The organism is Marinomonas sp. TW1 (assembly GCF_001625355.1).
Classification (GTDB): domain Bacteria; phylum Pseudomonadota; class Gammaproteobacteria; order Pseudomonadales; family Marinomonadaceae; genus Marinomonas.
In genome coordinates, this window is record NZ_JSEE01000010.1 from 135,282 (window position 1) to 157,629 (window position 22,348).

The window sequence follows — 22,348 nt, forward strand, 5'->3', positions numbered from 1 at the left end:
TAGGTTTATAAAAACGGCTAGTTAAAAACTAGCCGTTTTTTTTGTTTAACACCCAAGAGGCCCCCATGTCAGAATTAAAAGCACACATCTCCGATACCTTAAAAACCGCTATGCGCGCAAAAGAAAAGCACCGCGTTACTGTAATTCGCACTATTTTAGCGGAATGTAAACGTGTGGAAATTGATGAACGTATTGAATTAGATGATGCTAGAGTAATCGCCATTCTGGATAAAATGAATAAGCAACGTAAAGATTCGATCCAGCAATTTACCGATGGCGGCCGTGACGACCTGGCACAAATCGAAAAAGATGAGTTGGCCATTATATCCGAATTCTTACCAACCCAATTAACAGACGAAGAAATCGCCACCATTGTAAAAGCGGCTATTGCAGAAACGGGTGCGAGCTCGATGCAGCAAATGGGCGCGGTAATGGCCATTGTAAAACCTCAAGTACAAGGCCGTGCCGACATGGGACAAATCAGCAAACAAGTGAAAGCACAACTAGGCTAAGTTTATGGCGGGACGTATACCTGATCAGTTTATTGACGAGTTATTGGCTCGCACCGACTTAACTGATGTGGTGTCGTCCCGTATCAGCCTAAAAAAAACGGGGCAAAACTACAGCGCGCTTTGCCCTTTTCACAATGAAAAAAGCCCCTCTTTTAGCTTAAACCCTAACAAACAATTTTATTATTGCTTTGGTTGTGGGGCTGGCGGTAATGCCATTTCCTTTGTGATGGAACATGATCACCTCGACTTTGTCGATGCCATCGAGGTACTCGCCAAAGACGCCGGTATGGAAGTCCCTAGGGAACAAGGTGCGCCAGATCGCTATGAACAAAATGCTGAGCTGCTAAAGCGGCTTTCTGAAAGCGCCACTTTTTATCAACGCCAGTTAATCGAACATTCAGACAAGCTCAAAGCAACAAATTACCTCGCCCAAGAACGCGGCTTATCCGGCCAAATTGCCAAGGTGTTTGGTCTAGGCTTTGCGCCGAGCGGCTGGGACAATCTCCTTAAATCAGTTGGCACCAGAGCCGAGCATCAGGAGCAACTGTACCGCGGCGGTATGCTGATCGAGAAAAAAGACCAACCAGGCCATTATTACGACCGCTTTCGAGATCGTATTATCTTCCCTATACGAGATTCTCGCGGGCGCGTTATTGGTTTTGGTGGTCGTGCATTTGGTGACGAAAAACCCAAATATTTGAACTCGCCAGAAACCCCTGTTTTCCAAAAAAGCCAAGAGCTGTATGGCTTATTTGAAGCTAAGCAAAACACCCAAAGCCTGGATCAAATTATCGTTGTTGAAGGCTATATGGATGTTATTGTATTGGCTCAACACGGCATCACCAATGCAGTCGCTACTCTAGGCACCTCGGTTAACAGTCAGCACATCCGTAAACTCTTTAAACTGGTGAGCAAAGTCATCCTCTGTTTTGATGGTGATAAAGCCGGTCGCGCTGCAGCAATCCGAGGTTTAGAAGCCTCACTTACTGTTATGCAGGACGAGAAACAACTGCGTTTCTTATTTTTACCGGAAGGAGAAGACCCAGACTCCTTGGTACGCAAAGAAGGCAAAGACGCCTTTAATTTGCGTTTGGAAGACAGCGCTTCACTTTCCCACGTATTGTTTGACCATGCGAGAAACCAAGTCACGCTCGCGGACGAAGAAGGGGAAGCCCAGTTCGCTCGCAATGCCATGAGCATGATTCAACAAATTCCGAAAGAGCTGACATTTCGCTCAATTCTGATTAAGCAATTAAGTGAACAATCAGGCATCGACAGCGACACGTTGGGACACACAGCACTGCCCAAAGTAAAATCGAGCTACGATAAAGAAGCCTCCAGCACTACCAATGAACCTGAGTATTACGATCATCCAGCCCATGATGCACCTCATCATGACTATGATGATTACCCGGCTTCACCTTATGCGGATTACCATTCTGCCCCTTATAGCAATCCCGAATACACACCACAAACTGGGAAAACAGGCTATAAGAAAAAAGGCAAATTCAATAAACAGAAAGATGAGGCTTATTTTCCACCAGCCCCTTCCAGTTTGAGCAAAATAAAACAAGCCTCTTTATGCCTATTACTTCACCCCCATATTGCGCAACACATCGATATTCCCGACCCAATCATCAATCAAGCAAATGATGAATTAAAAATCTTCGGTAAAATATGGAGATATTTCGCAAAACACCCAGAAAAAAACGCTGGACACTTACTGGGCGAATTGGCGGAAAATGTCACATATCAGCCAATTATTGATCTTTTAAACCATCAAGATGCTGCTACAAAGCAAAAAATCACTAATGCAAAGCAAGAAGTGCTCGATATGGTGTCCACCCTGGAACGTAACCTAGGGTTAAATAACAGCATTGAACGCTTGAAAAATAAAGGTAATGAATCCATTAAGGATACGAACACCAAGCAAGAACTCAGAAATTTGATGGATTTGATTAGACAGAAAAAGTCATAAAGACTGTCTAAAAATTACTCAAATAAGGCAGGATTAAGTGGATAAAACTCATTGATTTTGTTATAATATGCGGCTTGCAAAACTTCAATTGAATTTCAAACGATAGGTTGTCGAATGCCAGACACTCAACAGTCACGTCTTAAAGAGTTGATCGCTAAAGGTAAAGAACAGGGTTATTTAACTTTTACCGAAGTTAATGACCACCTGCCTGATGACCTTTCTGACCCGGAGCAGGTCGAAGAAATCATTGCCATGATCAATGACATGGGCATCACGGTTTCCGAGTACGCTCCAGACAAAGAAAGCCTTCTTATGGAAGAAGGCGACACGACAGATGAAGCGGCCGCAGAAGAAGCGGCTGCCGCCCTTGCTGCTGTAGAAGGAGATATCACTAGAACAACAGACCCAGTGCGTATGTACATGCGTGAAATGGGCACCGTTGAGCTACTGACTCGCGCAGGCGAGATTGCCATTGCCAAACGTATCGAAGAAGGTACGCGTGAAGTAATGGCAGCGATTTCCTACTTCCCTGGTGCCGTCGATGTATTGCTCAATGCATACGCGAAAGTCCAAGAGGAAGAAGGTCGTCTAAGCGATATTTTCAGCGGCTTTATTGATGGCGATGGTGAAGAGCCCGTCTTTGAAGAATTGGCCGAAGAACTTCCTATTGAAGAGGAAGCGGATGATGCTGACAGCGACGATGAAGAAGACGATTCAGAATCAAGCGAAGAAGAAACCGATAACGGACCAGACCCTGAAGAAACCGCATTGCGTTTCAACGAAATTGCTCGCATTTATGGCGAGTTAAAAGTACTGCTTGAAACACGTAACCGCCAAGATTCTGTTGTCAAAAGCAAACAAGAAGAACTTAGCATTGCCTTTGCGCCAATCAAACTGGTTCCTAAACTGTTTGACGAATTGATTGATCGTGTTCGTTCACGTATGGAAAAAGTTCGTGAACAAGAAAGACTGATCATGCAAGTTTGTGTTCGTAAATCTGGCATGCCAAGAACAGAGTTCTTGAAACGTTTCCCTAGCAATGAGACCAATCCAGATTGGTTACAAGAGCAAATTTCTGCCAACGCAAACTACTCTGCGGCTTTGGAAGAAAATGAAGCGGAATTTATGCGTAGTCAGCGTAAATTGCGCGCGGTTTCCAAAGACACAGGCTTAACAATTGCAGAATTAAAAGAGATTAACCGTCGTATTTCGATTGGTGAGACTCGTGCTCGTCGTGCTAAGAAAGAAATGGTTGAAGCCAACTTACGTTTGGTTATCTCGATTGCGAAAAAATACACGAACCGTGGCTTACAATTCTTGGATCTAATTCAAGAAGGTAACATCGGCCTTATGAAAGCCGTTGATAAGTTCGAATATCGTCGTGGTTACAAGTTCTCGACGTATGCAACATGGTGGATTCGTCAGGCCATTACGCGTTCGATCGCCGACCAAGCACGAACCATTCGTATTCCGGTTCACATGATCGAAACCATCAATAAACTGAACCGCATTTCTCGTCAAATGCTTCAGGAGATGGGTCGTGAAGCAACGCCTGAAGAATTGGCGGCGCGCATGGACATGCCAGAAGACAAGATTCGCAAAGTATTGAAGATTGCCAAAGAGCCAATCTCAATGGAAACCCCTATCGGCGATGATGAAGATTCGCATCTAGGTGATTTCATTGAAGACGATGGCGCTGAGTCACCAATCGACATTGCCACCATTGAAGGTTTGCGTGAATCTACGACGACCGTTCTGGCTGGCTTGACGGCCCGTGAAGCCAAAGTATTGCGTATGCGTTTCGGTATCGACATGAACACAGACCACACACTGGAAGAAGTTGGTAAGCAGTTTGACGTAACACGTGAACGTATTCGTCAGATCGAAGCAAAAGCCTTGCGCAAGCTTCGTCACCCAAGTCGTTCAGAACACTTGAGAAGCTTCCTAGACGAATAAATATCATTCGTTTCGAAAAAAGCCGCTATTGATTAGCGGCTTTTTTATTGCCTCATTCCTCAAATAAAACAAGCAACAGCAACAAAACTGTCATACACTCTAACTAGAGTATGGATAAAGACAGTGAGGTTTAGCTTGCTCAGAAATCGTTGTTATCCAAACAATTACCTTTCTCACATCTGCCGCCCAGTTGCGTGCAGAAGTAAGCTTTACACTCTCGTTTATCCTGTCATCGGCATTTTATTAAACTACCAATATCTTTCTAAAATCGTATCTATTGCTAAATCAGCACAACCCTTTCGAAATCGTTTCTTTCTCATCAGCAAACTTTACTCACATTATGGGAGTTATCGTCTATGGAAAAAATCTACGTTCTCGACACCAATGTACTACTGCATGATCCATTAGCCATTTACGCTTTCGCCGAGCACATGGTCGTCATCCCCATGACGGTGCTGGAAGAGTTAGACATAATAAAAGACCGGCGTGACAAAGACGTCAGCCGCGAAGCAAGACTCGCCATCAATACCATCGACAAGATCGTTGGTGACGCCACACCAAGAGAACTTCAAGCCGGTGTTCCCATCCACACACTAGACAAGAGCACAAACTCAAACGAACAAGCGAAAAGCTGCGAAGGCTCGCTGGCCATCTTCCCTGATCAACAAATCACAGCAACCGATAACATTCCATTTCTCAATGGCAATCACGACCATGCCAACGACAACCGCATTATTAATGTTGCCCTGAGTCTACAAGCAACGCACCTAAGGTCTTCTGTGTGTCTCGTCACCAAAGACATTAACATGCGCATAAAAGCCAAAGGCTCGGGGTTAGAGCGTGTCGAGGACTATCGTAAAGACAAGGTACTTGATGATCTCGATCTAATGACCAAAGGCTACATTGAGTTTGAAGGCAGTTTTTGGTCAAGTGTCGACAGCGTCAAAACCGAAGCACATGGCCGCCATACCGTCCACGTCATCAGCAAGTCACTACTCGAAAGTATCCACTTGAATATGTTTATCATTGATGAGGAAGACTTTATTGGTTTTGTGGTAAACATCGACCATGACTATGTGTATTTATTGGACATAAATAAGCAGCACTTAATGAACCAAAATTTCTGGGGCATTCACCCGCGTAATTTAGAGCAAGCCATGGCCTTTTATTTACTGCGCCATGAGAACTCTGATCTGATGGTTATGACTGGTCCAGCAGGCTCAGGTAAAACCCTATTGGCACTTGCCTATGGCTTACAAGTGACGATGGAAGAAAAACGTTTTAATAAAATCATTGTGGCAAGATCAACACCACCAATGGCCGAAGACATTGGCTTCTTACCGGGTACAGAAGAAGAGAAAATGGCACCTTGGTTGGCTGCTTTTGATGATAACTTGGAAATATTGCATGGTGCCGATGAACACTCCATCAGCAGCATTGATTACGTCAAACAGAAAGCCAACATTCAATTCAAATCCTTAAATTTTATGCGAGGTCGATCCTTCAACAACGCCCTTATTATCATCGATGAGGCACAAGGATTAACGCAATTCCAACTAAAATCCATTGTGACTCGAATTGGCAGCAACTCGAAAATTATTGTCTTAGGTAACTTAGCCCAGATCGACAATAAATACATTACGCCATTAACCTCTGGATTAACTTACCTTGTGGAAAAATCTAAAGCCTTTAAATATGCCAGCATCATGCATGTAAATGGTATTGAACGTAGCCGATTGGCCGAATTTGCAGAAGAGAATCTTTAGCAACAAAAAAGGGAAGATGATTCCTCATCTTCCCTTTTAAATTTTATCTTACTTAAGGTCTTACTGAGCAACCGATTTTGCCAGCTCGGTAATCTCACCCCATTTGCCCGCACGCACTAAATCCGTCGGAACAATCCAAGAGCCACCAACACATAACACATTATCAAGCGCCAAGTAATCGCGGAAATTATTAGCACCAATGCCGCCAGTTGGACAGAACTTGATTTGTGGTAATGGACCACCAAAGGCTTTCAGCGCCTTAACGCCACCGTTCACTTCCGCTGGGAAAAACTTAAAACGGTCATAACCGTATTCCATACCCAGCAATACATCAGAAATGGTTGCCACTGCAGGCAAGTAAGGCACATCGTATTCTTTTCCTACCGCCAATAAATCAGCCGTCATACCAGGACTAATAATGAACTGAGAACCCGCTTCAATAGCTTGTACATATTGCTCACGAGAGCACACAGTACCAGCACCAACAATGGCGTCAGGCACTTCTTTTCGTAGCGCCGTAATCGCCTCTAATGCGGCAGAGGTGCGCAGCGTCACTTCTAGTACAGGCACGCCACCAGCAACCAATGCCTTACCAAGTGACACGGCTTGCTCAACATTATCAACAACGATCACAGGTACAACAGGCGTTGCTGTCATCACCTGCTCAGCAGTATAAGTTTGCGTCATGTTATTTTCCTTTTCTTGACTGAGTGTTTATCGACTGAAATCACGGGGTCAGTACGACTTAATAATCGTGCCAGTTACGTCCATCTTTAATAGGCAAAGCCATGGACGCCGCTGGCCCCCAAGAGCCGGAAGCATATTCTTTTGGACGTTCGCTAGTTTGACTCCAAGCAGACATAATACCGTCCACCCATTTCCAAGCCGCTTCCACTTCGTCGTAACGCATGAACAAGGTAGCATCGTTGCGCATCACGTCCAGCAGCAAACGCTCATAAGCTTCAGGACTACGCTTGTCATTGAACGCCTCAGTTAAACTCAGGTTTAAATCCACAGGCTGTAGATTCATGCCTTCACTCGCACCCGGCACTTTATTCATCACGGTCAAAGAAATTTTCTCTTCAGGTTGTAGACGAATAACCAATTGGTTACGTTGCAATTGGCGGTTACTCTCATCGCTGAAAATACTATGTGGAACCGCTTTATACTGGATTACAATCTCAGAATAACGCTGACCTAAACGCTTGCCCGTTCTCAGGTAGAAAGGCACACCAGCCCAACGCCAATTATCAATGTCGGCACGCAGAGCAACGAAAGTCTCTGTGCGTGAATCCGGGTTACTACCTTCTTCATCAAAGTAACCTTGTACATCTTTGCCTTTAATCATGCCTTTGGCATACTGGCCACGTACTGTTTTAGTGTACGCATTCGCCCCAACAATAGGACGTAACGCTTTTAACACTTTAATCTTTTCATCTCGTACAGAATCCGAATCCATACGACCTGGAGGCTCCATAGCAACCAGACACAACAACTGAATAAGATGATTCTGTACCATGTCACGCATGGCACCCGCTTTATCGTAATAACCCCAACGCCCTTCTACACCAACTGTCTCTGAGACCGTAATTTGCACGTTATCAATGTGCGCACTGTCCCAAAGCGGTTCGAATAAGGTATTACCGAAGCGAATAGCCAACAAATTTTGAACCGTTTCTTTTCCAAGATAGTGGTCGATTCGGAAAGCTTGCTGCTCTTTAAAGTTTTTCATTACCTCATCATTGATCGCACGAGATGAGGCAAGATCACGACCAAGTGGTTTCTCAAGCACAACACGCATTCGGTCTTCGTTCAGACCATGCAATGCCAAAGAAGAACAAATCGAACCAAACAAGTCTGGTGAAGTCGCTAAGTAAAAAACGACATCACGGTCATCACCACCGACTTTATGATCATTTAAGCGAGCAAAGTCAGATTCTTGTTGGGCATCAACAGAAACATAACTTAAACGCTCTTTAAAGCGCGGCCAAACGGAATCATCACCAACACTGGATGGCACAAATTCATCGAGTGCATCACGGACTTTGGCTTGATAATCAGCATCACTTACTTCTCGTCTCGAAGCACCAATGATTCGAGTTGTGGGTGCCAGCAAGCCGTCCATTTCTAAATGATACAGAGCAGGTAACAACTTACGCATGGCAAGGTCACCACCGCCACCAAAAATTACGACATCACAGGCTTTTAAACTGGCCTTCATTCTTTTATCTCCAACTAATCTAGGCTTTCGACACAAGATAGGAAGCGTAGCACGCACATCCCATCAGCCCTGGGTATTCAGACATCACAACAAAAGTCGGAATCGGTGAAACAAACTCTTTCATACGACCTTTGTCTTGCATAGCTTCTCTAAAGCCACTGCACAATATTTCCTTTAAGTAGCGAGGCACAATGCCGCCGGCAATGTAAACGCCACCACGCGCTTCAACAGACAATACAAGGTTACCAATGACTCGCCCTAAAAACACAAAGAACTGCTCTAAAGCCGCTTTGGCAATCGGATCATTACCCGCTTTTAACGCTTCACCAATTTCTGGGGCTGAGAGACGTTTCTCTATGCCCTGTCGAGCCGCTAAAGCTTCATAAATATTTTCTAAGCCCATACCAGATAACACTCGTTCTGCTGATACTCGCTTATGACGCTTACGCAAGAAAACGACAATATCGTCTTCGACTTCATTACAGCTAGAGAGATCCACATGACCTCCCTCTCCAGGCAGCACAATATTGGGGCCATCAGCTTGCGGGACAACGCAAGCTACACCCAAACCGGTTCCAGCACCAATGACCCAGCTTGCGGCGGTTGGATCCACTTGATTTGAATCCCCCAGAACCACTTTATCGGCTTCCGGCAGCACTTCAAGACAATGACCAATCGCATCAAAATCATTCAATAAAGCCACTTGCTTATCCGCGCCAAAGTAATTCTGCACTTCTTCACGGGTAAAATGCCAAGGATTATTGGTAAAGCGTATAACCTCTTGATTAACAGGTCCGGCAATGGCCAAAACCACGGCATCAATGTCTTTTAGGTCAACGCTACAATGATCAACATAATCCGCCGCCGCATCAAAAAAAGTCTCATAGTTTTTACAAGCAAGCACTTTCACTTCGAGTGGCTCAAACTGATGCACCGGCACCAAAGCAAATCGAGCATTTGTGCCGCCAAGGTCGGCAATTAAAGCGTGGGACATAGGTGAACCTTAAATTCATTTTTTGAAATTTTACAACAAAATAAAGGCAAAAAACACCGAATTTTTCAATCTTAGCGGAATATAATGTAATAAAATTACAGAATTATCTCAGCTTATTTAGAAACTTAAAGACCTTTGTAGGCACCAGTCTTTTACGGTTATTTTTATAGTCGTAGAGGCGTTCATCTGCCACTTTTAGCAAATGTTTGTAGTTACTCGGCGCATCTGAAACAACGCTCGCTCCGCCGTAACTAATAGTAATCGGAACGAGATTGGATTTATACCTTAATGGATTGGATTGTAGATATTCTTGAATGGACTCAGCCACTTGAATTGCCTGATCGTATGTTTTTCCGGGCATGACGAAAACAAACTCATCCCCAGCAAAACGGAATGCTAACCCTTGTTTATGAACGTATTTCAACAAGCGTTTGGCAATGTACTCCAATACTTCATCACCACAGTTGTGCCCGAGGGTATCATTAATGGATTTAAAGGCATCACAATCAATAAACACCACAGTGAGATCACGCTTTTGTTGCTTTGAGCGTGAAAACTCTCGATCCAACATGAGCTCCAACTGACGACGGTTTAATAAGCCAGTTAAAGGATCACGGGTGGCTAAGTATTCGAGTTTTTCTCGAGCCGTGACATTACTCAGACAAATCGAGATTTTAATCGCTAATTGGTCCAGTAAAAACGTGTCCTTTGTGCTCGCATCATAGCGACTTCGATCCGCGTCTGCTTGGCAAAATAGACCGACCAATTCACCATCAATGGTCAAAGGGGATATCGCTAGGGAAGCAATAATATCGCGATAAATACTTGGGATGATTTCGCGACAAAAACTCAAATTAGAATTGACCAATACGGTTTTATTACTCGACTTGATGATATCAATCATGGCGCTGCGACGAGTAAACAAAACGCGATCTCTTAAGTCAGGTAATTTTTCGAGGCTTTCAATAAGATGTGATAAAGGCGCCTCATTAATGAGGTTTACCCAAACATAAGGGACATTAAATTGTTTTTGGACTTCTTTGGTCAGGGTAGAAACAAACTGATCACAACGTCCAATCGACAAAATGCAGCGCTCGATTTCAAAAAACTTGCGCGCAATTTCTTCGTTATGACGAACATTGTCTATCAGCTCATTGATGTCATGCATGCATTGTGCCCTACCGCCAGATCAAAGCAGCCATCTCTTTCCTTGATACAAAACCTAACTCGAAATCTAAAAAATAATGAATCTACAATATCTTATAGTACGATGCTTAAGCAGTTTCAGCTATAAAATGTATTAAAAATGGTCAGCTTAATACAAAAAATTACAATCAGAACAAGATATTCCGACTTTTCCATCCTGCTAGCAACTCATTGTGAATAATTCATTATTCTAGTTAAGAAAAAACCTTCTATGCCGATACTCATAACATCACCAAACAATAGGTATGTTAATGAGCATAAGAGAAATTGTTGAGACTCAGGTCACCCAGAGCAACTTGGCAGGGAAGTCGGTATCAGGCAGCCCGCAATTTGCTCTGATGATGAGTTTGTTCAGCCAACCAGGTCCATCACTGATCAATGCCAAAGACCGTTTGAACGAACATCAAGCTCATGCCATCACTCGCCCTATGCACTTCTCCCAAGGCATCAGCCATAATCCCGTGGCCAACATCGCCTTGTTGAAGGCGCTTAATCAAGAACCATTGGCAGAAGGCACTCCTTTCGAATACGACCTAGTGGAAAGCCTAGAGAACCAAATCCACACACAAATTTAACTCTGTCCACCAACCCCTATCCCGCACATATGAAACAAAGCACTCCAAGCTTTTGCATGGCGTTGGGAAGCCATTTGGTATTGCTGCCATTCACTTTGACTTGACGTCATATCGTATTGCATCATAAAAGCCTGCATTTCTGGTGTCAGATGAGACCATTGAGCCAATTCATTCAGCAACGGCAAAACCTGATAAGCAGATTGACTAAGGCGCCCCATATAAGGCTGAATTTGTTTGACGTAATGTGTTTCAAACTGTTGTCTTAAATAGTTAACTGGCGCACCACAGTCTTTCTTACTCAACTGGACAACTTGAGTCGTCACCTGATCCAAGTAACCACGAACGTACACTAAACTAAACAATAAACGCCCAGCAAACTCACTGTCCATCAACCGCTTCAGGTCTTGTTCAAAGACCCCGCCTTGAATGACGGGTAAGGCATCAAGCGTATTGCCAATTTTCACAAAACGAATTAACGCATTTAATAAAGATTGCTGTTTTGCCGTAGAATAATTTAATGGTAAAAACCCATTCGAGAGACTGAAGAAAGCCTCGCTTTCTTCGCCATTAAAAATGGCATTGCCAAACGCTTTAGGTAACTCAATGCGCTTTTGCTGAGCGACCAACATTAACTCTCTTTCTAAAGCAGGGTCAGCAATCGGACAAGACTCAATGGCACGAACAATATCGATTTCATATAAAAAACGCTGACTGTCCGGCATCACTCGCCCTAGAATGCTATTCTTCCTACCCGCTACAATGCCGATATCACAACGCTGTAAAGATAAAAAATCCAACAAGCTGACATCAAATGTCGATAAGGCATTTTGTCGATTGCGTGTAGGAGGTAAACCAGTTGGCATTACTATTGCTGGGTCTTCAAGCTCAATTAACTGAGATCGATTCAGATCTTGTAAGTATTCAGATAACAGCAATTCTGCTTTAAAGCGACTATCACAGCCGCTTATCAGTATAATAATGCTTAACCAAATAATTGTTTTAAAAGGGTTAAAATACATGAACAAGCTACTCATTCAGAAGCGAGAAGAAATCTCCGAAACTCGTGTGGCCAAGATGGTATTTCCTGGTACCACCAATCATTATGACACCCTGTTTGGCGGTATCGCATTACAATGGATGGATGAAGTGGCTTACATTGCGGCGACTCGCTTTTCACGCAAAGCCATGGTGACGATATCCACCGAACAAGTGGATTTCAAACAGCCCATCCCTTCCGGTATTTTAGTCGAGCTTGTGGCTCGTGTCGTTCATGTTGGCCGAACTTCTTTAAAAGTTGAAGTGAATATTTTTTTGGAAGAACTGCACAGTGATAAACGCACCAAGGCCATTACAGGGCATTTTAATTTTGTCGCTGTCGATGAAAACAAAAAGCCGACCCCCATTTTTGATGACGAAGGCAATCTACAGCCCTCTTCGCCATAGCGATATAGCCACCATCAGAAAAAAAACGGCCATTATCTAGCGATAATGGCCGCTTCTTTCAGCAAACTAGAATCAGTTCGAATGACGTTTAGCGATCTCAGACGCTAATTCCTCAAAGCTTTTTTCGGCTTCTAACTTCTGGTACAAGGCCGCCTCACTCTTCATAGAAGTGCGTAAAATGCTCTCTGCTACGCCTTCTACCTGAGAAGGATCAAGTCCCACCAGAACCACCAAGCCACCGGTAGGTGTTGGCATTTGACGGATCACACGAGAGCCAACAAGCTGCTGCTCTGTGACTTGTTTGGTCACAACACTGTTCACACGATCAACCGTTTCCGCGTCTGCCGCACCCGTGGTTTCCACGTACTGCTTGACCATGTTTTGCAGGTCAACACTCAAAATTTGAGCTAATTCAACTCGAGCTGAAGTGGCCGCCATTTGTTTCATGTAATTTGGTCCAGCCGCTGACTTTTCACTGTAACCAACAGCGGACAAAGCCACACCATCCACTGGCGCACCACATACCCAATCAGGTGCAGCCTGATTAGAACCATCAGCAAACACACAACTTGGAACAGCCACTTCTGGCACATTCACGACATCTTTGCTACAAGCAACCAAAACCATGCTGGCTGCCAACACACTGACTAATTTTAGTTTCATGACTTTTTCCTTATACGACGAAACACACTACAGAATGATTAGACGACTCAATAGCGTATTATTCTAGCCTATCTGCTCTGATTAAAAACAAAAAAAGGTGCTTAAAGCACCTTTTCAACCCTAAACCTAAACTGAAATTATTCAGTAAAGGCGGCTTTTTCTTCTTCAGTCACGTCTTTCATAGACAATTTGATACGACCACGAGCATCAACATCTAGAACTTTAACAATGACTTCTTGACCTTCCGCTAGGAAATCCGTTACGGCACGGATACGCTCTTCAGCGATCTGAGAAATATGCACCAAGCCATCTTTACCAGGCAAGATGTTAACAAAAGCGCCAAACTCAGCAAGGCGTACGACCTTACCTTTATACAGTTTATCCACTTCTGCTTCAGCAGTAATTTCATGGATTTTCAGTAACGCAGCATCAGAAGCGGCTTTATCCGCAGCATAGATACGCACCGTACCGTCATCATCAAGGTCGATAGAAGCGCCAGTTTGTTCTGTAATAGAACGAATCGTTGCACCACCTTTACCGATAACGTCACGAATTTTCTCAGGATCAATTTTAATCGTCGCCATAGAAGGCGCATTTGGAGACACTTCAGGGCGTGCATAACCAATGGTTTTCGCCATTTCACGAAGGATATGAGAACGAGCTTCAAGCGCTTGGCTCAAGGCAATGTCCATGATCTCTTCGTTGATGCCTTCAATTTTAATGTCCATTTGAAGCGCTGTGATACCTTCTTCCGTACCCGCTACTTTAAAGTCCATGTCACCTAAGTGATCTTCATCACCAAGAATGTCAGTCAAAACAGCAAAACCATCGTCTTCTTTAATCAGACCCATGGCAATACCGGCAACAGGCGCTTTAAGAGGAACACCTGCGTCCATCATAGACAAAGATGCACCACAAACCGATGCCATTGAACTTGAACCGTTTGATTCTGTGATTTCAGACACAATACGAATTGTGTATGGGAACTCTTCTTCTGTCGGCAATACCGCTTGAACACCGCGACGGGCTAAACGACCATGACCGATTTCACGACGACCTACGCCGCCCATACGGCCACATTCACCAACAGAGTATGGAGGGAAGTTGTAATGCAGCATGAAGCTGTCTTTACTTTCGCCCGTTAGACCATCTGTCATTTGTGAATCACGGCTTGTACCTAGTGTACAAGTTGCAATCGCCTGAGTTTCACCACGAGTAAACAAAGCGGAACCGTGAGTTTTGCTCAACATACCCACTTCAACGTCGATTGGACGAACAGTCTTATTGTCACGGCCATCAATACGTGGCTTGCCATCAATAACACGGCGACGAACAATGCGTTTTTCTAGTTTTGAAAAGACAGAGGTTACATCCGCTTCTGTAAATTCACCCTCTTCAGTTACCAAAGCAGCAACGGCAGCATCACGTACTTGACCAAGCTGTGCATAGCGAGCCATTTTCTCACTGATACCATAGGCTTCTTCAATTTGTGCTGCAAAACCAGATTCAACCGCTTCTAGCAAAGAAGCATTGGCTTCTTCAGCCTGCCATTCCCAGCGAGGTTTGCCAGCTTCCGCTGCAAACTCAGTAATAGCACTGATCGCCGCTTGCATTTCTTTGTGTGCAAACAGAACACCACCTAGCATTTCGTCTTCTGTTAGCTCTTGCGCTTCAGACTCAACCATTAAGACTGCGTCTTTTGTACCCGCAACAACCATGTCTAATAAAGAAGATTCTAACTCAGAGTAGCTTGGGTTTAGAACGTAGCCTGATTCATCATTGAAACCAACACGAGCCGCACCAATTGGGCCGTTGAATGGGATACCAGAAATCGTCAAAGCGGCAGACGTTGCCAACATAGCGGCGATATCCGCATCCAAGTTTGTGTTGGTCGACATGACAGTACAAACAACTTGAACTTCGTTCATGAAACCTTTCGGAAACAAAGGACGAATTGGACGGTCAATCAAACGTGAGGTTAGTGTTTCTTTTTCAGAAGGACGGCCTTCACGCTTTAAGAATCCGCCTGGAATTTTACCAACGGCGTAAGCACGCTCTTGGTAATGAACAGACAATGGGAAAAAATCTTGACCTGGTTTTGCAGACTTAGCACCAACTACGGTAGCCAGTACTTGCGCATCACCGATTGTACATAATACAGCACCCGTCGCTTGACGAGCGATACGGCCAGTTTCAAGAGTGACGATATCATTACCGAACTGGAAAGTTTTTGTCGTAATACTCACTAGTATTCCTTTTTATTAAAAAAATTACTTTCTCCCAAAGTTCATCTTTTTAAGCCAGTACTCATATATGCTCTGAGTTCTCTGTAAAGCACATATGAAGTACAGGCTGCCCTTGGGAGACCAATAAAAAAAGGGCCATAATATTTTATGGCCCTTCTTCAGTCTTAGCGACGTAGACCTAGCTTTTTGATCAAGCTAGTGTAACGCGCTGCGTCTTTACGCTTAAGGTAATCCAACAACTTACGACGTTGGTTTACCATGCGAATTAGACCGCGACGAGAATGATGGTCATGGATATGAGCTTTAAAGTGACCTTGAAGACCTTCGATGTTCTTAGTCAACAATGCTACTTGAACTTCAGGTGAACCAGTGTCGCCTTCCGCTACTTGAAACTCTTTAACCAATGCTGCTTTAGATTCTGCAGACAATGCCATAATCTTATCTCCGAATAATAATATGCGATTAAAAATAAAGGATAGCCGAGCATATTTTCAGTTACCCTACGAGAGTTAGTTTAACACTAATTGTTTGCTAACTCACTGGTATTTATGAGTCGTTGAGGCTTAATAAAATGTTCTTTTATTACCCCTAGACCCAAAAAGCGACTTTCACCTTGGTCGTATAAGCGAACCAAGCTGTCGAACGCTAATTCTGTATGATTTTCGACACGACGGCCAAACACCATTTCTCTCGCTTGCAATGGCGACAATTCTACCTGATCTAAATGCGCAACGGCAGTATCCATTGACATTAATTTTGCATCAAGTTGATCTTCACCTTGCTGTGCCAACGCCTCAAACTCTTCTAAGCTCATCATATCATCTGGCGAGTAACCTGCCGTCGATACACGATGCAATGAATGCAAATGCGCACCACACCCTAATGCCTCACCAATGTCTTCACCAATGGTACGAATATAAGTGCCTTTCGAGCACTGCACATCCAAAGTGAGCGTGTCTGCAGTGCGAGAAATCAAAGTTAAATTTGAAATTCTCACCTGACGTCGCTTACGTTCGATCACAATCCCTTTTCGCGCATACTCATAAAGAGGCTTACCTTCATGCTTCAAGGCAGAATACATAGGCGGAACCTGCTCAATATCACCACGAAATTGATCTAGAATGGTTTCTAGCTCAGCATCAGAAAGTGACGGAATAGGTTCATCAGAGAGTACATCGCCTTCTTTGTCGCCAGTTGTGGTTCGCTTCCCCAACTGAATACAAGTGATGTAACGCTTATCAGCGTCTAACAAGAATTGAGAGAACTTGGTGGCCTCGCCAAGGCAAAGAGGTAACATTCCCGTTGCCAATGGATCAAGTGCACCAGTGTGACCCGCTTTCGCCGCTCGATATAAGCGACGAACACGTTGCAGAGCTTGATTAGAGCTCAAGCCGATCGGCTTGTTCAGTAACACGATACCGTCTACTGAACGCCATTTCGTTTTAGACATATAACCTAATTACTCGTCTTCGTTACCGCTTTTACTTTGATCATCACGAATTGCTTCGTCAATCAAAGCCGACATACGGGTACCATTCAACACGCTTTGGTCATAGTGAAAACGTAAATGCGGCATCACCCGCAATTTCACTTCTTGCGACAAACGACGACGCAAAAAACCTTTTGCACTGTCGAGTGCGGCTTGATTCTCAGCAATCACTTCAGGCTGATCATCTTTTCCCAACACCGTAAAATAAACATCCGCGTAACCAAGATCTTTGGCGACACGAACTTCATTGATGGTCACCAAGCCTAAACGAGGATCTTTCACTTCAAACTGGATCAAGGACGCCAGCTCCTTTTGGAGCTGGTCACCAATCCGACTAGTACGACTAAATTCGCCTGCCATGATTTTGTCCTATTAAAGCGTACGCGCAACTTCGATGGTTTCAAAAACCTCGATCTTATCGCCTACTTTGACATCTGTGTAGTTCTTCACACCGATACCACATTCCATACCACGGCTAACTTCATTCACCGCATCTTTGAAGCGACGAAGTGACTCAAGCTCACCTTCGTAGATCACCACATCATCGCGCAATACACGAATTTGCTTATTACGGTAAACCGTACCTTCGATAACCATACAACCAGCGATCAAGCCAAACTTCGGTGAACGGAAGACATCACGCACTTCAGCCGTACCTTGAATCTCTTCACGTAGATCCGGTGTCAACATGCCAGAAAGCGCCTGTTTCACATCATCAATGATGTTGTAGATGACACTGTAGTAACGTAGGTCAATGCTTTCACGTTCAATGAATTGCTTCGCTGACGTATCGGCACGTACGTTGAAACCAAAAATAACCGCTTCTGACGCTAGCGCCAAAGTCGCATCTGTTTCAGTAATACCACCGACACCGCTAGAAACGATGTTGACTTTTACTTCATCAGTATTCAAATCAGTTAGAGATTTGATCAAGGCTTCCAAAGAACCACGAACATCGGCTTTTAATACCACATTCAATGTACGAACTTCGTCTTTACCCATTTCAGAGAACAAGTTCTCTAATTTCGCAGAGTGCTGACGAGCAAAGCGTACCTCACGGTACTTGCCTTGACGGAAGTTAGCGACTTCACGAGCTTTACGCTCATCGGCAACAACGATAAATTCTTCACCGGCATCAGGCGTACCATCAAGACCTAGAATTTCAACAGGGATGGAAGGACCAGCCGTATCAATCGCTTTACCGTTTTCATCTAGCAAGGCGCGCACACGGCCCATTTGCAAACCAGCAAGAACAATATCGCCTTTACGCAAAGTACCGTTTTGTACCAACAAGGTAGCCACTGAACCACGACCACGATCGAGTCGAGCCTCAACCACAACCCCTTTACCTGGAGCACTTGGTACAGCAGTAAGTTCAAGAACCTCTGACTGCAGAAGAATCGCTTCTAGTAGCTCTTCGATACCTTCACCAGATTTGGCCGAAACGCCAACGAACTGAACGTCACCGCCCCACTCTTCAGGTACCACTTCTTGGGCAACAAGCTCATTTTTTACGCGTTCAATGTCAGCGCCTTCTTTGTCGACCTTAGTAATGGCCACAACCATAGGCACTTCTGCTGCACGAGCATGCTGTATCGCCTCAATGGTTTGTGGCATAACACCATCGTCTGCCGCACAAACCAAGATAACAATGTCCGTCGCTTTCGCACCACGAGCACGCATAGAGGTAAAGGCCGCGTGTCCAGGTGTATCAAGGAAGCTGACCATGCCATGCGGTGTTTCAACGTGGTAAGCACCAATATGCTGGGTAATACCACCCGATTCTGCTGCGGCAACACGTGTCGTACGAATGTAATCAAGTAAAGAGGTCTTACCATGGTCAACGTGACCCATCACCGTGACGACTGGAGCACGTTTAATAGCTTCACCTTCATAATCGATAGCATCGATCATGTCATTTTCCACAGCATTTTCGTCAATGTATTTGACCGTGTGACCCATTTCTTCAACCACTAGTGTCGCCGTATCACGATCAATCGTTTGGTTAATGGTGGCCATCGCCCCCATTTTAAACATGATCTTGATAACTTCTGCGCCTTTCACCGCCATTTTCTCAGCTAAGTCAGCGACAGTAATACTTTCCGGCAGAGCAACTTCATGAACCATTTTTGCCGTAGGCTTCTGGAAACCATGCTCTTGCTTAGTCGCTTTCTTATGCTTGCGGCCTAGCTTGCCACTGCGGCGACCAAACTCATCGCCGTCATTAACATTGACACGACTGCGTTTGTTGTCTGGGTTGTTGCGACCACGAGGCTTATCTTTGTCTTTGTCACTATCATGACGAGGGCCTTTCTTGCCTTTAGGGGCAACGCTTGGCTTTTTACTGTCCATTGCTGGCTGAGTAGCCTTCTTTGGCGCTTTTTTCTGTTTAGGTGTTTCCACGGGTTCTGCCGCTCCTACGTCGGAGGCATTTTGCTCCGTATCATTTAGCACGCCATTGTCCTTAGTGGCAACGGTCTTTTCCGCTTCTTGACGCGCTTTTTCTTCAGCTTCAGCCTTCGCTTTAGCTGCCGTCTCTTCTGCAAGCTTACGCTCTGCTTCAAGGCGAGCCTGTTCTTCTGCTTGCTGGCGAGCTTGCTCTTCGGCAAGACGCTTCGCTAATTCTTCCTGTTTTTGCGCCTCTTCGTCAACATCATCACGCTTTACGTAAGTACGTTTTTTCTTCACAGCCACATTGACTGATTTGCCACCGTCACCAGAAATAGTACTGGTTTTCTTACGCTGCAATGTAATGCGTTGATTGTCAGCCGTTTCACCTTCACCATGCTGACGTTTTAAATAGTTCAATAACACTTGCTTTTCAACTTCAGAGACTTCTTGGTCCGCTTTTGTTTGCGGTAGACCAGCCTCTTTCATCTGAGCTAGTAGCTTATCGACTGGTTTATTAACCAGTTCGGATAGTATCTTTACGGTTTGAACTGTCATTAAGTTCCCCCTTTTGTACTCAGATTTTATTCAGATTCAGTGAACCAAGGTGCACGAGCGGTCAAAATTAAGCTGGCTGCGCGCTCTTCCGTCATACCTTCAACGTCAAGCAACTCATCGACAGACTGTTCGGCCAGGTCTTCCATTGTGATAACACCCATAGAAGCAAGTACCAAGGCAAGATGATTATCCATGCCTTCCATTGTCAATAAGTCTTCAGCCGGTTTCGCCCCATCCAACTGCTCTTCTGCTTGAAGGGCTTGATTTAATAGGGCTTCTTTTGCTCGCGAACGAAGTTCGTTTACTAAATCTTCATCAAATCCGTCGATGTCTAACATTTCTTCCATTGGGACATAAGCCACTTCTTCCAAAGAAGCGAATCCCTCGTCAACCATTTGAATGGCCAAATCGTCGTCGATATTAAGACCAGAAACAAACAAGTCGATAAGTTTCTGCGACTCTTCTTGTTGTTTCGCTTCTGCATCTTCACTGGTCATTACATTCAATAACCAGCCAGTCAAAGATGAGGCTAAGCGAACATTTTGACCATTACGGCCAATCGCTTGAGCTAGGTTGTCAGCTTTCACCGCCACATCCATAGAATGAGCATCTTCATCAATAACAATAGAATCCACTTCAGCAGGTGCCATTGCATTGATCACCAATTGCGCTGGATTATCGTCCCAAAGAACAATATCGACGCGCTCGCCATTCATTTCATTCGAAACAGCCTGTACTCGAGCACCACGCATACCAACACACGCACCAATAGGATCGATGCGACGGTCATTGGTTTTGACGGCAATTTTGGCACGCAAACCTGGATCACGTGAAGCACCACGAATCTCAATAACTTCTTCTGCGATTTCAGGCACTTCAAGACGGAACAACTCAACCATGAAAGCAGGATCATTACGTGACAAAATCAATTGAGCGCCACGACTGTCTTCGCGAATTTCCAACAACAAGGCACGAATGCGGTCGTTCATACGGAAACTCTCACGAGCAATCAATTGATCTTTTGGTAAAGAGGCTTCCGCGTTCTCACCAAGATCGATGATCAAGCTATCACGAGTCACTTTCTTCACTTGACCATGGACCAACTTGCCAACTTTCTCAGCATACAAAGCCACCATTTTAGCACGCTCAGCTTCGCGCACTTTTTGAACGATGACTTGTTTTGCTGTTTGTGCCGCAATACGACCAAACGCTTCGGATTCTACTTCTTCTTCGTAAACTTCCCCTATGCCTAAACCTAGGTTTTGCTCTTCAGAATCATCGATCGTTAATTCGAATGCTGGATTGGAGTAATCTTCATCGGCAACAATGTTCCACTGACGATACGTCATGTAATCACCAGAACGCTGATCAATAGACACTCGAATTAATGCGTCTTCTTCAAAACGACGCTTGGCAGCACTGGCTAAAGCAATCTCAACAGCTTCGAAAATAACTTGTTTCGGAACATCTTTTTCGTTGGATACGGCTTCTACTACCAAAAGAATTTCTTTGCTCATCCTTTTAGCCTCTCTTCAAGGTTAATTTTTAAAATTGTGGAACAATATTGCCTTTATCGATTAAATCAATCGGCAACAAGTATTCTTCTTGGTCAACACGAACGACAATGTCATCGCTCTCGACGCCCACTAACTGTCCTTTAAATTTGCGACGCCCATCAAATGGCACTCGCAGACGTAAAGAAACAATTGAGCCAACATATGCTTGATATTGAGCCAAAGAAAATAATGGTCGATCTAACCCCGGTGAAGACACTTCCAGGTGATACTCACCTGTGATTGGATCTTCAACATCCAAAATAGAACTCACCTGGCGGCTCACACGAGCACAGTCTTCGACATCAATCCCTTTCTCAGCATCTGTTTCAATAAAGATACGCAGCACAGAGTCTTTACCTTGCGACAAATACTCCATTCCCCAAAACTCGAACCCCAAGCCTTCAACTACTGGGCGGACAAGTTCCTCTAAAATCGTAAATTTAGCTGACAATCGCTTTCTCCGAATATCGCGTTTGCAAAACGCAGAAACAAAAAACGGGCTCAAGGCCCATTTATGCAGTTCAGATAACAAAAAACCCCATAAAGGGGCTCTCAGTACCTGCAACAATCAAATTGTCGCAGGTCTCCTTCTCGCAAAAGAAGGCCGTCAATCCGGACTATTAGCAGAGTCCCAAAAAACTCTGTATTAATAGCTGACATCATACAGAAAATATGACGTCAGTTCAAGATTGGTGCCGATGGCCGGACTCGAACCGGCACAGCCGTAGGCCACCACCCCCTCAAGATGGCGTGTCTACCAATTCCACCACATCGGCAAAACCTTATATCAAAGCGCC

General features: G+C 44.5%; 19 protein-coding genes and 1 tRNA gene. 6 read left to right on the plus strand and 14 right to left on the minus strand.

The annotated features are described in order from the left end of the window. Nucleotides 1-65 precede the first annotated feature (65 nt). The 4 genes from OA79_RS10880 (at nt 66) to OA79_RS10895 (ending at nt 6,212) form a co-directional block, all read left to right on the plus strand. On the plus strand, nt 66-512 hold the full coding sequence (locus OA79_RS10880) for a GatB/YqeY domain-containing protein (protein ID WP_063333267.1): 447 nt from the start codon (nt 66-68) through the stop codon (nt 510-512). Nucleotides 513-516: 4 nt separating this feature from the next. Continuing rightward, a complete protein-coding gene (gene dnaG, locus OA79_RS10885) occupies nt 517-2,490 on the plus strand; it encodes a DNA primase (protein WP_063333268.1) in 1,974 nt (657 codons plus the stop codon). Nucleotides 2,491-2,604: 114 nt separating this feature from the next. Further along, on the plus strand, nt 2,605-4,446 hold the full coding sequence (gene rpoD, locus OA79_RS10890) for an RNA polymerase sigma factor RpoD (protein WP_063333269.1): 1,842 nt from the start codon (nt 2,605-2,607) through the stop codon (nt 4,444-4,446). A 356-nt stretch (nt 4,447-4,802) separates the two neighbouring features. Continuing rightward, entirely contained in the window at nt 4,803-6,212 is a 1,410-nt protein-coding gene (locus OA79_RS10895) for a PhoH family protein (RefSeq protein WP_063333270.1), read from the plus strand. Between the two features lie 60 nt (nt 6,213-6,272). Here the strand turns inward: OA79_RS10895 and OA79_RS10900 are convergent, their stop codons facing one another. The 4 genes from OA79_RS10900 to OA79_RS10915 all read right to left on the minus strand — a co-directional run bounded on the left by OA79_RS10900 (nt 6,273) and on the right by OA79_RS10915 (nt 10,595). Next, nucleotides 6,273-6,899 (minus strand): bifunctional 4-hydroxy-2-oxoglutarate aldolase/2-dehydro-3-deoxy-phosphogluconate aldolase, encoded by a 627-nt coding sequence (locus tag OA79_RS10900; protein WP_063333271.1) that lies wholly within the window; start codon nt 6,897-6,899, stop codon nt 6,273-6,275. A 58-nt stretch (nt 6,900-6,957) separates the two neighbouring features. Next, entirely contained in the window at nt 6,958-8,433 is a 1,476-nt protein-coding gene (gene zwf / locus OA79_RS10905) for a glucose-6-phosphate dehydrogenase (protein ID WP_063333272.1), read from the minus strand. Nucleotides 8,434-8,452: 19 nt separating this feature from the next. Further along, the gene (gene glk, locus OA79_RS10910) at nt 8,453-9,427 is read right to left on the minus strand and encodes a glucokinase (protein WP_063333273.1); all 975 of its coding nucleotides are present in this window, start codon (nt 9,425-9,427) and stop codon (nt 8,453-8,455) included. Between the two features lie 103 nt (nt 9,428-9,530). After that, nucleotides 9,531-10,595 carry a GGDEF domain-containing protein gene (locus OA79_RS10915; protein WP_063333274.1) on the minus strand — a complete coding sequence of 355 codons (1,065 nt, stop codon included), beginning with the start codon at nt 10,593-10,595 and terminating at the stop codon, nt 9,531-9,533. Between the two features lie 289 nt (nt 10,596-10,884). Between OA79_RS10915 and OA79_RS10920 the strand changes: the two genes are divergently transcribed. Continuing rightward, complete coding sequence (locus OA79_RS10920) at nt 10,885-11,208, plus strand: hypothetical protein (protein ID WP_063333275.1); 324 nt, start codon at nt 10,885-10,887, stop codon at nt 11,206-11,208. Here the strand turns inward: OA79_RS10920 and OA79_RS10925 are convergent. Further along, nucleotides 11,205-12,227: a DUF3080 family protein gene (locus OA79_RS10925; protein WP_063333276.1), complete on the minus strand. Its 1,023-nt coding sequence runs from the start codon at nt 12,225-12,227 to the stop codon at nt 11,205-11,207. The genes OA79_RS10920 and OA79_RS10925 overlap by 4 nt on opposite strands. On the opposite strand from OA79_RS10925, the gene OA79_RS10930 reads away from it, so the two are divergent. After that, on the plus strand, nt 12,226-12,651 hold the full coding sequence (locus OA79_RS10930; protein ID WP_063333277.1) for an acyl-CoA thioesterase: 426 nt from the start codon (nt 12,226-12,228) through the stop codon (nt 12,649-12,651). The two genes, OA79_RS10925 and OA79_RS10930, sit on opposite strands and share 2 nt — an antisense overlap. 72 nt (nt 12,652-12,723) lie before the next feature. On the opposite strand, the gene OA79_RS10935 is transcribed toward OA79_RS10930, so the two are convergent. The 9 genes from OA79_RS10935 to OA79_RS10975 form a co-directional block, all read right to left on the minus strand. Beyond that, nucleotides 12,724-13,314, minus strand: a complete 591-nt coding sequence (locus tag OA79_RS10935) for an LPP20 family lipoprotein (protein ID WP_063333278.1) — start codon at nt 13,312-13,314, stop codon at nt 12,724-12,726. Nucleotides 13,315-13,451: 137 nt separating this feature from the next. Beyond that, complete coding sequence (gene pnp / locus OA79_RS10940) at nt 13,452-15,560, minus strand: polyribonucleotide nucleotidyltransferase (RefSeq protein ID WP_063333279.1); 2,109 nt, start codon at nt 15,558-15,560, stop codon at nt 13,452-13,454. 164 nt (nt 15,561-15,724) lie between these two features. Further along, entirely contained in the window at nt 15,725-15,994 is a 270-nt protein-coding gene (gene rpsO / locus OA79_RS10945; protein WP_012068748.1) for a 30S ribosomal protein S15, read from the minus strand. A gap of 86 nt (nt 15,995-16,080) precedes the next feature. Continuing rightward, complete coding sequence (gene truB / locus OA79_RS10950) at nt 16,081-17,010, minus strand: tRNA pseudouridine(55) synthase TruB (RefSeq protein WP_063333280.1); 930 nt, start codon at nt 17,008-17,010, stop codon at nt 16,081-16,083. 9 nt (nt 17,011-17,019) lie between these two features. Continuing rightward, entirely contained in the window at nt 17,020-17,409 is a 390-nt protein-coding gene (gene rbfA / locus OA79_RS10955; protein ID WP_063333281.1) for a 30S ribosome-binding factor RbfA, read from the minus strand. A 12-nt stretch (nt 17,410-17,421) separates the two neighbouring features. After that, nucleotides 17,422-19,995: a translation initiation factor IF-2 gene (gene infB / locus OA79_RS10960; protein WP_063333282.1), complete on the minus strand. Its 2,574-nt coding sequence runs from the start codon at nt 19,993-19,995 to the stop codon at nt 17,422-17,424. Between the two features lie 26 nt (nt 19,996-20,021). After that, a complete protein-coding gene (nusA, locus tag OA79_RS10965) occupies nt 20,022-21,512 on the minus strand; it encodes a transcription termination factor NusA (RefSeq protein WP_063333283.1) in 1,491 nt (496 codons plus the stop codon). Between the two features lie 28 nt (nt 21,513-21,540). Next, nucleotides 21,541-22,002: a ribosome maturation factor RimP gene (rimP, locus tag OA79_RS10970; RefSeq protein WP_063333312.1), complete on the minus strand. Its 462-nt coding sequence runs from the start codon at nt 22,000-22,002 to the stop codon at nt 21,541-21,543. 239 nt (nt 22,003-22,241) lie between these two features. After that, nucleotides 22,242-22,327, minus strand: a tRNA-Leu gene (locus OA79_RS10975). Nucleotides 22,328-22,348 lie beyond the last annotated feature (21 nt).